The sequence below is a fragment of the Thermus caliditerrae genome (assembly GCF_021462525.1).
Classification (GTDB): Bacteria; Deinococcota; Deinococci; order Deinococcales; family Thermaceae; genus Thermus; species Thermus caliditerrae.
Genome location: NZ_JAKEDT010000006.1, coordinates 77,288 through 90,014, shown reverse-complemented (window position 1 = coordinate 90,014; position 12,727 = coordinate 77,288). Strand labels below are relative to the sequence as shown.

Here is a 12,727-nt window from a genome sequence, read left to right as displayed (position 1 = left end):
AGGCGGCGCGCCTGCTGCTGCCGGAGGTGGTCTTGCGGGTCCTCATGGCCGAGCTGGGAGCTTTGGGCCTATGGCCTCCGCCCGCAGGGGGAGGAAGGTGTCTATGCGGGGTATTCGGGAGGTGCAAGTTTTGAGCCTCCGGATCCTTGGAGAGGCCCACTCCCTCCACGGGGATGCGGGCGTCCCACAGGGCCCGGAAGAGGTCTTTGAGGAAGGCTCCGAAGGGGGAGAGCTTGTCCGCCCACAGGACCACGGATCAGGCCTGGAGGGCCGGTCTCAGCTCCTGCAGGAGAGCCGTTTTCCCGTACCCCGGCGGGCCCGCCGGACCAGGGGGCCTCAAAAAGGTCAGTCCAGAAGGAGCTTCACTCGGGCCAGCACCGCCCGTATCACTTCCTCGGGGGCTCGGGCGATGGGTTCAGCCTGCCGGGCCCGGTAGTCCAGGCTCCGCACCTGGTCTGCCAGGACCACCCCCGCCACGGGGAGCCCGGGGGGAAGGGGCACTTCGAAGGGGTAGCCCTTGACCCGTGAGGTGACGGGGCAGAAAAGGGCCAGGCCCGCCCGGGCGTTGTAGGCCTTGGGGGAGAGGGTCAGGGCAGGCCTCCTCCTGCCCTGTTCGTGCCCCGCCTGCGGGTCGAAGTTCAGCCACACCAGGTCCCCTCGGTCGGGGACGAAGCTCACGCCTCACCCCCCACTGCGAGCCCCCAGTCCACCTCGTCGTGGCGGTTCTCCTCGGTGATCCCCTCCAGGAGGTCCTCCAGCTTTAGGGGGCGCAGGACCAGGCCCTCCCCTTTGGCCTCCAGGATCACCTCTTCCCCAGGGAGAAGGCCCACAGCCTCGGCCAAGGGTTTGGGGATGCGCACGGCGAGGCTGTGGCCCCAGCGGGCAACCTTGGTCTTCATGGCCCTAGTATAGCCCTGGGAATATCCCCCTTGCATCCTCTAAGTGGCTGATGGGTTTCTTTAATTCGTAGAGGCATGGTTCTGCTTTCCTGTCTGTCCACCAAAGGTCGAACCACCCAACCCAAGCTGGTCTGGGAAGCCTTAGGTGTCCGACCCGGCAACCACCTGCTCTACGAGGTAGGGGAGGACGGCACGGTGCGCGGAGGCTTTGGACCTGGGCTATCTCCGGGCGCTGGAGGCTATCCTCGACCCGAAGACGGCTGAGAACCGCCCGGCCCGGGTCCTATCCACCGCCGCCTTCGTGGCGCGTCTCAGGCTGTTCACCCTGGGCCACCGTTTGGTGCGGGGGGTGGTGGGGAGGCTCTTCCCAAGGGATGCGGCACGGGTGGAGGCCAACCTGAGGCGCCTGTTGGGCCTGGCCCCGGTTCAGGGGAGGCCGTGAGGGCCCAGGCCCTCGGGCCTACTCCTCCCACCCCCTGAGCATTAGGGTGCGCATCCCCGTCCAGTAGGCCACCTTCTCCCTGGGGTGCCCCGCCTTGAGGTAGCCCCGGATGGCCCGCCAGCGGAGGCGGTGGGCCAGGTCGGTGCGCCGCCCCTCCCGGGGTTCGTAGCCAGCGAAGAGGGTGAACTCCTTCATGAGCCACTTGGCCCCCTCCAGGCCCAAGGGCCGCCCCCGGCCCTTCCTGGGGCTGGGGTTGAGGAGGAGATGGGGGTAGGGGAGGGGCTGGTGGCCCGCCAGGTACTCCCGCAAGGGGAGCCACCCCTCCAGCACCTCCTGGGCCAAGGGGGTGAGGGGCACCTCCCGAAGCCTCTCCCCCCGGACCAGGAGGCGCTTCCCTTGGAGGTCGTCCTTCCAGAGGGCCACCGCCTCCTTCAGGGTGAGGCCCACCTCCCCCAGGAGGACCAGGAGAACCTTCAGGAGGGGACGCCAGTGGGCGGGGGCGTACTCCTCAGCCCGCCGCCAGAGGGCCTGCCACTCCCCTTCGGAGAGGGGAGAGGGCTCATGGAAGACGGGGGCCATCTGCGGGGGATACTCCACCTGGGGGGGCAGGGGATGCCCGGCCCAGTCCAGGAAGGGCCAGAGGTGGCGGAGGGCCCTGCGGGCCCGCTCCACGGTGGGCCAGGCCAGAGGCCCCTTGGGCCCGCCGGGGAAGCCCCGGTCCTTGGCCTCCAGGAGGAAGGCCCGGAGATCCCCGGCCTCCAGCTTCGGCCACCTCCGCCCCTGGAGGGCCAGCCAGCGGACGAACCGCCCCACCGCCTCGGGTACCGCCCGGTCGGGCCGCTTGCGGTGCCGGACCAGGTAGGCCCACACCGCCTCCTCCAGGACCCGTTCGTCCCACCGCTCCAGGGCCTCACCCACCATCCGCTTCCGCTCCTCGGGGTAGTCCCAGGGCTCGAGGGGCAGTCCCATTTCCTCCGGCATCCTCTCTTCCACTTTACTGCCCCCACTTCCCACCGCCAAGGGGGACGGGCCGATTCAGCCTTCTTCTCCCCTTCCTCTCCCTCCCCACGCTACTCCCCGTGCCACATGCCTCACGAGTAAGGAAAAAGGGCTTTTCCCTGTGCTTGATGAGGGTTTCTGTGGTTGGGGGGTAGCAGAAAAAGGGAAGGGAGGAAGAAAAGGCGTTTAATGCACCCCAGCACTTGACGGGGCTTTTACCCACCCAGGGCCTTCCGGAATGAAGCGCGGCAGCCCTGGGGAAGAACAAGCCGTTTTGAGGCAGGCCCGGTCAGGGGATCGGTGCGCCCCCTGGGGAGCAGGCGAGAGCGGAAGCCCTCCAGAGCCTCTTTCCCCTTGGAAGGAGATGGGCCGCCGGCCCGAGGCACCCTCGTGGCCCCCCCGGGCCGGCTGGGGCGGCCTCGAGGCGGTGGGCTGGGCTTCTGGGGGGAGGGACTCCGGGCAAGGCGCATCTCCCCGCGGGAGGGCCGGGGGTGAACCCTGCCCTAGGTGGGACCGGTGGGTGCGAAAGCCACTCCCCTTTCACCGACTCCGGAAGCGGCCTCCAGTACACCCCTTCTCCCACCAGCGCAAGCCCTTCCGTATCCAAGGGCAACACCACAGACCTCACCATCACCTACACCACCCAGGCACCCCCCAACAGCGCCGGCCTCCAGATCACCGTGGACTGCCCCAGTTGCTCCTCTTGGCAGAAGAGCAACATCAACCCCCTGGTCTGCCTGTACATCGGGAGCGGGTTGCCCTCGAGCATCCCCGACACCCACCTGGCGGACTGCCCGCAGGCGGTCACCCGATAGGAGGAAGAGCATGAAGGACCATCCCCTTTTCCGCCACCTGGCCTTGAGCGCCGCTTTGGCCCTGGCCTTCCACTTCCCCCTCGAGGCCCTCGCCCAAACCCCACCGGACCAGGTGAAGATCACCACCTGGGGCACCCGCACCTTCACCTTGGGGAACTTCACGGGCACCAAGGATCTCGGCATCGTGGCGGGCATGACCCTGGGGAGCAACAACCTGATGGGGATGCCCTCGAGTGTGGAGGTGAGGGATCAAGGGGGTAATCCTTTAAGGCCTAGGCAATCCCGGGACAACCAGCACATCGCCCGCCTCTACCAGGTCCAGGCCGGGCAGGTGTACCAGGGGGAAGTGCGCTACGCCCCCGGCGGCCCCAAGGCCCTGTACGTCCGGGTGCGGGCGAGCCAGGGGAACTTCTTTAACTACGGCACGGTCATCCTCACCGACGCCTCCAACTACCAGCGGTCCAGCGCCCAGCTGGTCTACGGGGAGGTGTACGCCAACAGCGAGATCCCCGTGTGGGCAGGAATACTGGGAGTACTCTTTGGGTTGTCCGTGTATGGCACTCCCATCACCGCATTACTCTGGGGAATGCGTTCTGGGAGCGCCGAGTACGTCCTCACCCTTCCCCCCGGCACCCCCAGCACCATCACCCTCTACTACAAGATGACGGGGTGTACGGCCACCAGCGACTACAACGGCTCCTTCACCGTGCCCGTCTCCTCCCTCCAGCCGGGGGTGGCCTACGGGGTGGACATCTACGGCTGGTGCGGCGGGGGCGGGGTCGGCAACTGGGCCAGGGCGGTGCAGCGGGCCCTGGTGCCCAGGCCGTTGGATAGCGGGAGCGGGTATGCCTACACCTTTAGCGACCCCCAGGTACCCTCCTACCGGATCCAGCTCTTCGGCTCCTTTGCCATCTACGGCCCGGACGATTGTTCGGGGTACTACACCGACCGCTACGAGTACAACAACGGCATCCACTTCAAGATGAGCGGGGATGGATGCTGGGGCACGGGCTTCGGGGCCCCTGGGAACACGGGAGGGGTGCGTACCTCTTTGCCCAGCCTGGAGGTGAGAACCCGGCCCGGCTGGGAGACCTTTGGGGCCACAACCGATGATACCGACGGCATCATTCTTCCCCGCATCCTAGGTTCCAGGAAGCCCAGCAACCTCTACGCCTCCTCCTCCACGCCCCTTTCGGCCACCTTCACCCCCAGGGCGTACTACAACGGCGCCTTCGGGACAGCCACCGCCAGCGGTACCGCCACCAGCGGGGGCACCACCATTACTGGGACGGGCGTCTACCAAACCTTCACCTTCGCCGACCCCCAGCTTCCCGGCGGGGACAACGTGTTCGATACCGGGCAGACCCTCACCTTCCCCAGCGCCTCCCTAACCTTCCCTGCCTACACGGGAACCTGCACCCTGAAGAACAAGTCTTCCAGCACCTTGACCATCTACGAGCTGACCCCGCCCGCCACCCTCACGGGGTACGTGCAGAACGGCAGCGCCTCCTACAGCTTCCCCAGCAGGACGGTAAACGCCAACAGCACCGTTCCCTTAGGCAAAAACGGCCTCTACTACTACACGGGGGGGTCGGGGAACCTGTACACAGACCTGGAGATCCAGGGCGGGGGGTGCAGCTTTGTCAGGCAGGTTACTTACCGTGACCCTAGTGACAATCTCGCAACCTCCACCCTCAACTCCCGCTTCTTCGGCCTTTGGTAAAGCCTCCCCGCCCTATAATGGCCCCCATGAGCGGCAAGGGTAGGTGGACCAAGATGGCCAAGGCGGCTTTCCCCCTCCTCCTCCTGGGCCTCATGGGGGCGGTGGGGGGGTGCAACCTCCAGGGGACTGGGGGAGGGGGTGCGGCCTGCCAGCACCCCCTCTTCGGGCCGGAGACCCCCAAGTGGGTCTGCTCCTTCCCCGAGGCGTGGCTGGACACCGTGGACGCCCAGCCGGAGGATCTCCCCTCCGGCACGCCCGGCGAGCTTCTGGGGGAGGTGCAGGGGGTTCCTGGAGAGGTGACCCTCCGGGCGGGGGCCCACGGCCCCGCCCTGGGCTACCTGAAAATCCCCGGCTTCCCCGAACACCGCTTCCTGGTGACCCGCAGGGTGCCCAAGATTGTGGACGGGGTCTGCGTGGACCCTCCCCTGCAGGGGTGCTTCGCCCACGCCTTCGAGCGGTACGGGCTGACGTACCCCAGCGTGGGAATGTACCAGATCGTGGGGAACGCCGGTGCCCCCACCAAGCTCTTCCCCAACCTCACGGGCAAAGACGGCCAGCTGGGCGGGGAGTGGGAGTGGCTGGTGCAGATGCGGGCCACCAACATGGTCTACTGGCCCGCAGACCCCGTGGACTACGCCCGCCACCTGCGGGAGCTTCCCGACCCCGACAACGGCAAGACCTACGCCTTCAAGACCCGCTACCGGATAGAGCTGCGCCCCGGCAAGTACCCCAAGATCCTGCCGGAGTACAGGGTGCTGGAGCCCAGGCGGGTCCCAGAACACGACGCCTACCCCATGACCCAGGGGTACGCCAGACTGGCCCGCCAGATGGCCAACCAGTACCGCATCCCGGAGGAGGCGGCCAAGGGCTACACCCCCTGGCCGGAGCTTGACGCCCTGCAGCACCATTGGGACAACGAGAGCTACTACGCCTTCCGGCTGGGCTCGGGGGTGGTCACCCCGCCCACGCCCCTCTGTCAGCCGGGGGTGGGCTGGGCCATGCCCTTCTACGTGGGCCCCTTCGTCCCCCGCAAGGTGCCCGTGGACTACGACCGGGTGCCCAGGGAGATATGGGAGCAGGGGAACTTCATCCAGAAGCTCGGGGCGCTCCAGGCCTACGTGAGCTACTTCAACCACAAGGTCTTTTTGGTGGACGGGGACGTGGTGGACTACAGCGTGGGGGAGAGCGGGTTCGCCGGGGGCTGGGGCACCCACCTGCCGTACATCATTGGCTTCCCCCAGAGGGATATGCCCCCCCAGTACCCCGTCCACGGCTTCGGCGATCCCCCTGGGCGCACCTTCCGCACGGCCATCCTCTACCGCTTCACCGCCATGACGGGCTGGGAGCCCGACCCCTCCCACCCCTACGGGGAGGACGAGTGGCACATCGTCTGGTCCGACGTGTACCTGGGGGGCACCAGGGACAACCCCGACTGCCGCACCCTGGGGGTGGGCTTCCACACCTACGACCGGGCCACCAGCGCCATGCTGGACAGCTTCTTCGGCCTGGCCCAGGTGGGCGGGGGGCTGGAGTACCTGTACCCCTTTGGGCCCGCCCCCATCCTCTCCCGCCTGGGGGACTTCCTCTACGACGGCTCCAGCCTGACCAGGGTGAGGCCGGGGGAGCTACGGCTCCCCAGCTGGGCCCTGCCCCCTGGGTGGTAGGAAGGAAAGGGAAAGCCCCCTGGGGAAACCAGGGGGCGGTTTTTTGGACCCGTTCAGCCGCTATTGAGGGGGTTCCGCCCCTTCCCCCATTTGCGCCAGCCCCGCCTCCAGGTGGGGGAACAGGTAGGCGTACCCGAGGATGGCGGCCGTCCCCCCGAAGGCCACCTCGAGGAGGGAGCCCCCATGGAGCCCCTTCCAGTAGAGGAAGCTCCCGAGAGCCCAGGAGAGGGTGGAGGCCAGGGCCACGGCGGAAGCGCCGGGGAAGGGGTGCCCCTCCCGGCCCAGGCTCCTTGGGAGAAGCCACGCCCCCACCGCAAGGGCCGTGAGGGCGGAAAGGAGGGCGGGTATCGGGGCGCTGGGCACCAGGAAGTAGAGAAGAAAAGCGCTGAGGGCCGCAAGGAGGGGGGTGAGGAAGAAGAAGGCGGGCGCTTGGCGCAGACGCAAAAGGTTCTGGCCCTTCCACAAGCTTTGGACGAGGAAGACGGGAGGGAAAAGCCCGCCAGCCACCTTGAGGGCGGCTGAGGCGATCCTTTGGGCCTCGAGGGGGATCTCCTTCGTGGGCTTGTTCATACCTCCTCCTGCGGGGAGACCTTTGCCTTCAGGTGCGGGTGAAGCGGGCTTCCCGCACCGCCTGCACCGCCAGGTGCCGGGCAGCCTCGAGGCGCTCCTTATCCCAGGAGGCCGGGGGTTCGGAGAGCAAGCGGGTGACGGCTTCGGTGAAGGGCATATCCTCCAGGTAGAACACCTCCAGCATCACCCCCTCCCTTCCATCCCCCACCCACACGGGCAGGTGGATCGAGTCTCCCTTGGGGGAGCGCTGGGCTTCCAGAAGCTCCACCCGCAGGTCCGCCCCGGCCCGCTTGAGGTAGTGGAGGTAGAGGGCTTCCTCGTTGAATTCGTGCAGGAAGGTCCGCCGGGCCACCTCGGCCGCTTGGTTCTTCGCCTTCTCCCATCCCTTCGGCGTGATGTAGTCCGTAAGCCAGTAGGGGGGGATGATCCGCAGGCGGCGCAGGACCACCCTGTCGGCCACCTCCGCCCCGTAGTTGTAGCGCTTGGCGTATTCTAGGGCCTTCTCCTGCAGGGCCAGGGCGTAGCGGATGGCCCCCAGGGGCTGGAGGAGAAAGTACTCGTCCCCTTTTTCTGTGGCCTTGTCCAGCTCCCGGCGCAGGTAGTCTGCCGTGCCGGGTAGCTTGACCCTTTCTAGCTCCTTCGAAGCTACCGCCAGGATCTCTTCCATGGGAGCGATCGTGAGGTCCGTCATCTTTCCTCCTTTCGCCTAAAGGATAGCGGCGGGGAACGGACCACAGGAGTCTCTTCCCGCAAAAACGAAAAGCCCCCAGATAGCCTGGGGGCCTGCTTGTCGGTCGCTTCAGGCACGGCTCCAGCTAAACAGCCTCACGCTCCGTGCTCCCTCCTTACCAGGTAGTAGCCGCCCGCAGGGTTTTTGCGGGCCAGGTTCCGCTCCCTGACCCACGCCTTCAGCGCCTCCCGCACCTCCTCAAGGGGCCTGGGCAGGAAGCCCTCGTAGTCCAGCTCCGCCTCGAGGAGGTTCAGAAGCGCCACCGCCTGCTCTGGGGTGAGCCGGAACTCCTTCGGCTCTGCGGCGGAAGCTCCCATCGCCTTTCCCCCTTCCCCCGCCAAGGGTTCACAAGAGCCCGCGGTTGCCGTAAAGCAGGTGGCGGAGGCCCAGGTGCTTCCAGCTGTGGGACAGGCCCCGGCTCAGGGAATCGAGGGCTTGCCCCAAGGAAGCTTTCGCCTCCTGGGCGTTCCCCGCCGCCAGAGCCTTGCGGGCCTCCTCCAGCAGGGGCTCCGCCAGCCCCAGGTTCTCTAGGGCTTGGGCGGCGTGGTAGTCGGCCACCCGCTCCAGACCCGAGCCGAGATCCTCGAGGGGAATGGGGCCCTCGCAGTCTTCCCACGGGCGGGAAAGTCGGCGAGGCACCTCGGCGGGGCGACCCCCGGGATTGGGAGCAGGGTTCAGGGGCTCAAGGATGGCCCATTCCTCATCGCTGAGGTCGTTGAGGTGGAATGGGCGTGTCCTCTACACCCCTCAAAGGTCCACGACTTTTACGACAGTCTCTAAGGTCCCGATCCCTGAGGAGCGCCAGGAAGTCCTCCTCCTGGTAGGGACGGGAAGAAGAAAAAGAGGTCTACCATACCATGAGCACCACACCCCGGGCCGGGGCCAGGGCCTCCGCCTCCCCTCGAGGCTCCCAGGGGTCCAGGAGGCCGTTGCCGTTGCCGTCCAGGAAGGCCTGGAGGCGGTAGGGGAGGCCCGGGGCGGCTTCCAGGCGGAAAGGCCCGCCCCCGGGGGGCAGCGTCGCCCGCAGGCAGGACCCTGAGGGGGGGCAGGCCTCCAGCACCACCCGCTCCCTTCCCACGCCCACCGCCACGGGCACCTCCGCCTGGCCCTGGCCCGCCCCCAGGGCCACCCGGTACGCCCCTGGGGAAAGCCCCAAGGCCGCCCGCACCCGCAGCACCGCCCGGCCTTGGGCCGGGTTTGGGGCCAGGTAGGCGGAGAGGCCGGGGTCGGGACGGACCTCCACCCGCACGGGGAAGGGGGCCAGCACCTCCACCCCCACCTGCCCCTCCTCCCCGGGCCGGAGGGCGAGCTCCCCTTCTGCCCGCAGGAGCACGCCCCCGTCCCCCAGGGCGTCCAGGGCCCCGTCCGCCCGGAGGAGCCGCCCCTCAGGGGTGGCCTCCGCCCCCAGGAGGAGGGCGGCCTCGAGGGCCTCCGGGCCCAGACCGGGCCGAAGGCTGAGGAGGAGGGCCGCCGCCCCGGCGGCGTGGGGGGCCGCCTGGCTGGTCCCCTGCAGGAGGCGGTAGGCGAAGCCCGAGGCGAAGCTGGGCCCCAGGACCAGGGCCTCGGCCCCCAAGGCCCCGTTCCCCCCTGGGGCCAGAAGGGGGGCTCCCCGGTTGCTGTAGGGGGCGAGCCGCCCATCCGGCCCCACCGCTCCCACCGCCAAAACGCCCCGGCAGTTGGCGGGGAAGAACTCCCGGTGGTCCCGCCCCTGGTTCCCCGCCGCCGCCACCACCAAGACCCCGTGGGAGCGCACCTCGTCCAGGGCTTGCTGCAGGGCGGGGCTGCAGGCCCCCTCCCCGGCCAGGGAGAGGTTCACCACCTGCGCCGGGTGGGGGTTTGGGGGAAGGCCCGCCACGGGCAGGCCTGCCGCCCAGCGCAGGGCCAGGATCAAGTCGCTCTCCCACCCGGTGCCCTCGGGGGTGAGGAGCCGGATGGGGAGGATCCCCGCCTGGGAGGCCCCGGCCATCCCCACCCCCTGCCAGGGAGCGGCCACGATCCCGGCCACGTGGCTGCCGTGGAAGGTCTGCCAGGGGCTTCCCGTGGGGGGCTCCTCCGGGTCGGTGTCCCCCTCCAGGAGGTCCAGCCCGGGGAGGAGGGCCCCCTGCAGGTCGGGGTGGCCCCCGAGGACCCCGGTGTCGGGCACGGCCACCACCACCCCCGCTCCCGTGGCCCGGCCCCAGGCCTCGGGGAAGCGGGAGAGGCGGAGGTTCCACTGCCGGGGGAACAGGGGTTCGGCCACCCCCTGGGCCCGGATGGGGCGGTCGGGAAGACCTTGGGCCAGACCTTGGGGGAGAAGGCCTTCCGCCCGGTACCATCCCCCGCCCAGGGGCCTGCCCGGGCACCCCGTGGGGCAAAAGCGGAGGTAGCTCGGGGAAGCCCCGGCCCCTTGGGGCCTTGGGCCGGAGGTTCCCACATAAACCACCCCCTCCAGGAAGGCCTCAGCAGGGGGCCTTGGGGCTACCTGGAGGCGGAAGGGGGCCTCCCGCCTAAGCCCCCCGCCCTCGGCCACCACCAGGCCCCGGTGGTCCCCCGGTGGGGCCTCCAGGAGGAGCTCCACCTGGGCCTGCCCCCGGGTCAGGTCCACCCGGAGGGGTGGGGGAGGGGCAGGCAGGCCTTCCACCCGGAGGAGAACCTCCCTTAGGGTAGGGGCGGGGGGACCAGCCTCCGGTCACTCCCCCCTCTTCCCCTGTCAGCAGAGAGGGGGGCAACCGCTGATTTTTACCCCCCTTCCTGCTGACTCGAAGCCCGAGGGGGGAGGGAAAGGGGGCGGGAGAGGAGGGAAAAGGGGAAGCCGTTCTCCCTTTCCTCTCCCCTGTCAGCAGAGAGGGGGGTAATCGCTCGCCCCTACCCCCCTTCCTGCTGACTCGAGTGGGTTCCCTAGGGGGACACCCTATAGGGCTGGGCCTCGAGGGGTGGGGGGGGACACTATGCCCCTGGCACGGGGGGAGGGAGAGGGAGAACAGCGAGGAAGGGAACCGAGTGAAAAGAAAAGGTGGGAGAAGCGCAGGGGTGACCAGGGTAAAAGCCCACATTCCGCACCCCTCCCCCCTTCCTGTAGGATTTCGGGGTGGCAGAAACTGGAAGGTTATCTCAAAAGAGGTAGAAGGGATCCTCGGTCAGGTCAGGGTCGGGGACCACCCCCAGGGCCGGGGAAGAAGCGGGCCTCTTCCCCCTCGATGGGGGGAAGGTCTTGGAGGAGGCGGGCTTGGGCTTCCTCGAGGGAAACCCAGGCCAGCCTGGGCACGTCCCGGGGAGGAAGCCCCGCCTTGAGGGTGTAGCGGAGTACGGGCTCCAAAGCCCTGGTCCACCCTTCAGAGAGGAGGGGCTCGGCCAGGTGGAGGAGTTCGTGAAGGACCACCCGCTCCAGGGCTTCCCCCTCGAGGCCGGGGCGAAGGGCGATGGCCGGGCGGTCCCGGAAGGCCAGGCCCAGGTAGCGGGGGTCCTCAAGATACGGGCTACGCCCGTGACCGAGGCCCGTCTTTCCCCAAGGCACCACCTCCACCTCCGGGGGGAGGCCGGGGAGGTAGGGCCGGGCGGCTTCGATGAGTCCCTTCAAGGTGTCTATGGATGGCATTTTGGGCTTTTCTGGTATTCTCGACCCGTGAACGAGCTGGAGCGGATTCGGGAACACCTGTCTCGGCTGAAAGAGGAGGAGGCGCGTGAGCTCCTTGGGGAGAGAGGGTACATGGTGCTCGCCATGTACTCCGGGGTTTTGAACGCCCACCCTCACACGCCCACGGAGATCGCCGCCCTCTTTGGCGTTCCCCGGGAGGAGGTTGAGGCCTGGCTGGAGGAGGCTAAAGCCCGCCTGGCGGATTACAGCGGCTAGGCGGGTCTTGAGGGGGCGGCCCTCGAGGGCCCACCGCCCTCCTGTTAGCTTACCCGGCTTCTAAGGAGAGCTCCGCCCAGCGGAGGCGAGCTACCAGGGGCTGGGGCAGGCCCCTAAAAGGGCTCTGCCCCCTTCCTGGGCCTCCACCAGGAGAACTCTCACCCTCCGGCCGAAGACCTCCCGTTCCAGCAGTCAGGCCCGGGTTGCCCCAATGGCGCTGAAGGCGGGCTGCCAGCCGGTTTCCCGGAGCTTCCGCTCCAGCCCCCGGCGGCCTTCCTCCCCAAGAGGGCCATTCAGGCGGTCCACCTCCAAGGCTCTGAGGTCGCAGGTAAACCGTAGGGCGGAGGCCACCCTTTGGAAGGCCCTTTCCAGCGTCAACTCCTCCACACCGCCGGGCGCGTTTCCAGGGAGGGAGATCCCCAGAAGGGGAGAGGAGGCCCCAGACGAAGCCCTGGCATGCAGGTCCAAGGCTAAGCCGAGGGTCAGGAGGAAAAGCGCAGGCAGGAAGCGTCCCACCGCATCACCTCACCTGGCAGAAGCTCACGTAGCCCACGCCTTCAAGCGGGAGGAGGAAGACCAGCACCTCCTCTCCGCGTCTTTGAGCCACCCAAACGCCCGCCCTTTCTAGAGGGCAAGAAACCCCGCCGCACCTCGTCCCGCACGTCCCGCTCGCCCACGCAGCCGGATCAAGGACCACACCGCAAGCCCCCGCACCAGGGCCAGGAGCCGGCTGTGCCCCCGCATCCACCGCTCCTCCTGCCTCCCGCGCCAACGCAGCACCGTATCCTTGCTGCGGTAAACCAAATGGGTGCTGTCCTTCATGAAAAGGAGGGTTCACCTTCCTCTTGGGGAGGCCGAGCTTCCACCTCCTGCACCAGCCGCTCCAGCAGCGCCTGCAGCACGGCTTTGTTCAGGTGCTTCTGGGCGTAGGCAGCTAGGGCTTGGTGGGAGGGAAGGGGGCTCTCTAGGAGGTCTTGGAGATGGGCCTCTGTAGCCCGGTAGGTGAGGCTGTAGAAGGCGCAGAAGAGGAGGAGGGCGAGGTAGCCCTAGCGCCAG

Annotated in this window: 15 protein-coding genes and 1 pseudogene; 5 read left to right on the top strand and 11 right to left on the bottom strand. The window is 68.3% G+C overall.

All coding sequences use genetic code 11. The features are described from left to right. The 3 genes and pseudogenes from L1088_RS12435 to L1088_RS05435 all read right to left on the bottom strand — a co-directional run. Positions 1 to 253 (bottom strand): annotated as a pseudogene (locus tag L1088_RS12435) (hypothetical protein); the annotation flags it as partial. A gap of 92 nt (positions 254 to 345) precedes the next feature. After that, complete coding sequence (gene mazF / locus L1088_RS05440) at positions 346 to 678, bottom strand: endoribonuclease MazF (protein ID WP_234554058.1); 333 nt, start codon at positions 676 to 678, stop codon at positions 346 to 348. After that, on the bottom strand, positions 675 to 899 hold the full coding sequence (locus L1088_RS05435; RefSeq protein ID WP_234554057.1) for an AbrB/MazE/SpoVT family DNA-binding domain-containing protein: 225 nt from the start codon (positions 897 to 899) through the stop codon (positions 675 to 677). The genes mazF and L1088_RS05435 overlap by 4 nt, the downstream gene beginning before the upstream one ends. A 208-nt stretch (positions 900 to 1,107) precedes the next feature. Here L1088_RS05435 and L1088_RS05430 point away from each other — a divergent pair, with 208 nt between their 5' ends. Next, the gene (locus L1088_RS05430) at positions 1,108 to 1,341 is read left to right on the top strand and encodes a hypothetical protein (protein ID WP_234554056.1); all 234 of its coding nucleotides are present in this window, start codon (positions 1,108 to 1,110) and stop codon (positions 1,339 to 1,341) included. Positions 1,342 to 1,359: 18 nt separating this feature from the next. Here the strand turns inward: L1088_RS05430 and L1088_RS05425 are convergent, their stop codons facing one another. Next, on the bottom strand, positions 1,360 to 2,322 hold the full coding sequence (locus L1088_RS05425; protein ID WP_234554055.1) for a site-specific integrase: 963 nt from the start codon (positions 2,320 to 2,322) through the stop codon (positions 1,360 to 1,362). A 509-nt stretch (positions 2,323 to 2,831) separates the two neighbouring features. Here L1088_RS05425 and L1088_RS05420 point away from each other — a divergent pair. The 3 genes from L1088_RS05420 to L1088_RS05410 are packed head-to-tail and all read left to right on the top strand — an operon-like array spanning position 2,832 to position 6,542. After that, on the top strand, positions 2,832 to 3,155 hold the full coding sequence (locus L1088_RS05420; RefSeq protein ID WP_234554054.1) for a hypothetical protein: 324 nt from the start codon (positions 2,832 to 2,834) through the stop codon (positions 3,153 to 3,155). 10 nt (positions 3,156 to 3,165) lie between these two features. Further along, positions 3,166 to 4,878 carry a hypothetical protein gene (locus L1088_RS05415; RefSeq protein ID WP_234554053.1) on the top strand — a complete coding sequence of 571 codons (1,713 nt, stop codon included), beginning with the start codon at positions 3,166 to 3,168 and terminating at the stop codon, positions 4,876 to 4,878. 26 nt (positions 4,879 to 4,904) lie between these two features. Next, positions 4,905 to 6,542 (top strand): hypothetical protein, encoded by a 1,638-nt coding sequence (locus tag L1088_RS05410; protein ID WP_234554052.1) that lies wholly within the window; start codon positions 4,905 to 4,907, stop codon positions 6,540 to 6,542. Positions 6,543 to 6,602: 60 nt separating this feature from the next. Here L1088_RS05410 and L1088_RS05405 read toward each other — a convergent pair whose 3' ends face one another. From L1088_RS05405 to L1088_RS05380, 6 genes are all read right to left on the bottom strand, one after another. Further along, positions 6,603 to 7,112, bottom strand: a complete 510-nt coding sequence (locus L1088_RS05405) for a hypothetical protein (RefSeq protein ID WP_234554051.1) — start codon at positions 7,110 to 7,112, stop codon at positions 6,603 to 6,605. Positions 7,113 to 7,140: 28 nt separating this feature from the next. After that, positions 7,141 to 7,803, bottom strand: a complete 663-nt coding sequence (locus L1088_RS05400; RefSeq protein ID WP_234554050.1) for a hypothetical protein — start codon at positions 7,801 to 7,803, stop codon at positions 7,141 to 7,143. A 134-nt stretch (positions 7,804 to 7,937) separates the two neighbouring features. Further along, positions 7,938 to 8,159 carry a hypothetical protein gene (locus tag L1088_RS05395; protein ID WP_234554049.1) on the bottom strand — a complete coding sequence of 74 codons (222 nt, stop codon included), beginning with the start codon at positions 8,157 to 8,159 and terminating at the stop codon, positions 7,938 to 7,940. A 28-nt stretch (positions 8,160 to 8,187) separates the two neighbouring features. Continuing rightward, positions 8,188 to 8,481 (bottom strand): hypothetical protein, encoded by a 294-nt coding sequence (locus L1088_RS05390; protein ID WP_234554048.1) that lies wholly within the window; start codon positions 8,479 to 8,481, stop codon positions 8,188 to 8,190. Between the two features lie 208 nt (positions 8,482 to 8,689). Next, positions 8,690 to 10,462 carry a S8 family serine peptidase gene (locus L1088_RS05385; RefSeq protein ID WP_234554047.1) on the bottom strand — a complete coding sequence of 591 codons (1,773 nt, stop codon included), beginning with the start codon at positions 10,460 to 10,462 and terminating at the stop codon, positions 8,690 to 8,692. 501 nt (positions 10,463 to 10,963) lie between these two features. Continuing rightward, entirely contained in the window at positions 10,964 to 11,398 is a 435-nt protein-coding gene (locus L1088_RS05380; RefSeq protein WP_234554046.1) for a hypothetical protein, read from the bottom strand. Positions 11,399 to 11,443: 45 nt separating this feature from the next. Here L1088_RS05380 and L1088_RS05375 point away from each other — a divergent pair, with 45 nt between their 5' ends. Continuing rightward, positions 11,444 to 11,671 carry a hypothetical protein gene (locus L1088_RS05375; RefSeq protein ID WP_234554045.1) on the top strand — a complete coding sequence of 76 codons (228 nt, stop codon included), beginning with the start codon at positions 11,444 to 11,446 and terminating at the stop codon, positions 11,669 to 11,671. A 192-nt stretch (positions 11,672 to 11,863) separates the two neighbouring features. Here L1088_RS05375 and L1088_RS05370 read toward each other — a convergent pair whose 3' ends face one another. Beyond that, positions 11,864 to 12,058 carry a hypothetical protein gene (locus L1088_RS05370; RefSeq protein WP_234554044.1) on the bottom strand — a complete coding sequence of 65 codons (195 nt, stop codon included), beginning with the start codon at positions 12,056 to 12,058 and terminating at the stop codon, positions 11,864 to 11,866. Positions 12,059 to 12,727: the final 669 nt, after the last annotated feature.

Bases quoted from the DNA above. Each gene is read 5' to 3' on its own strand.
- L1088_RS05405 (WP_234554051.1), bottom strand. From the start codon at position 7,112: ATGAACAAGCCCACGAAGGAGATCCCCCTCGAGGCCCAAAGGATCGCC.
- L1088_RS05410 (WP_234554052.1), top strand. From the start codon at position 4,905: ATGAGCGGCAAGGGTAGGTGGACCAAGATGGCCAAGGCGGCTTTCCCC.
- L1088_RS05425 (WP_234554055.1), bottom strand. From the start codon at position 2,322: ATGCCGGAGGAAATGGGACTGCCCCTCGAGCCCTGGGACTACCCCGAG.
- L1088_RS05435 (WP_234554057.1), bottom strand. From the start codon at position 899: ATGAAGACCAAGGTTGCCCGCTGGGGCCACAGCCTCGCCGTGCGCATC.
- L1088_RS05400 (WP_234554050.1), bottom strand. From the start codon at position 7,803: ATGACGGACCTCACGATCGCTCCCATGGAAGAGATCCTGGCGGTAGCT.
- L1088_RS05395 (WP_234554049.1), bottom strand. From the start codon at position 8,159: ATGGGAGCTTCCGCCGCAGAGCCGAAGGAGTTCCGGCTCACCCCAGAG.
- L1088_RS05415 (WP_234554053.1), top strand. From the start codon at position 3,166: ATGAAGGACCATCCCCTTTTCCGCCACCTGGCCTTGAGCGCCGCTTTG.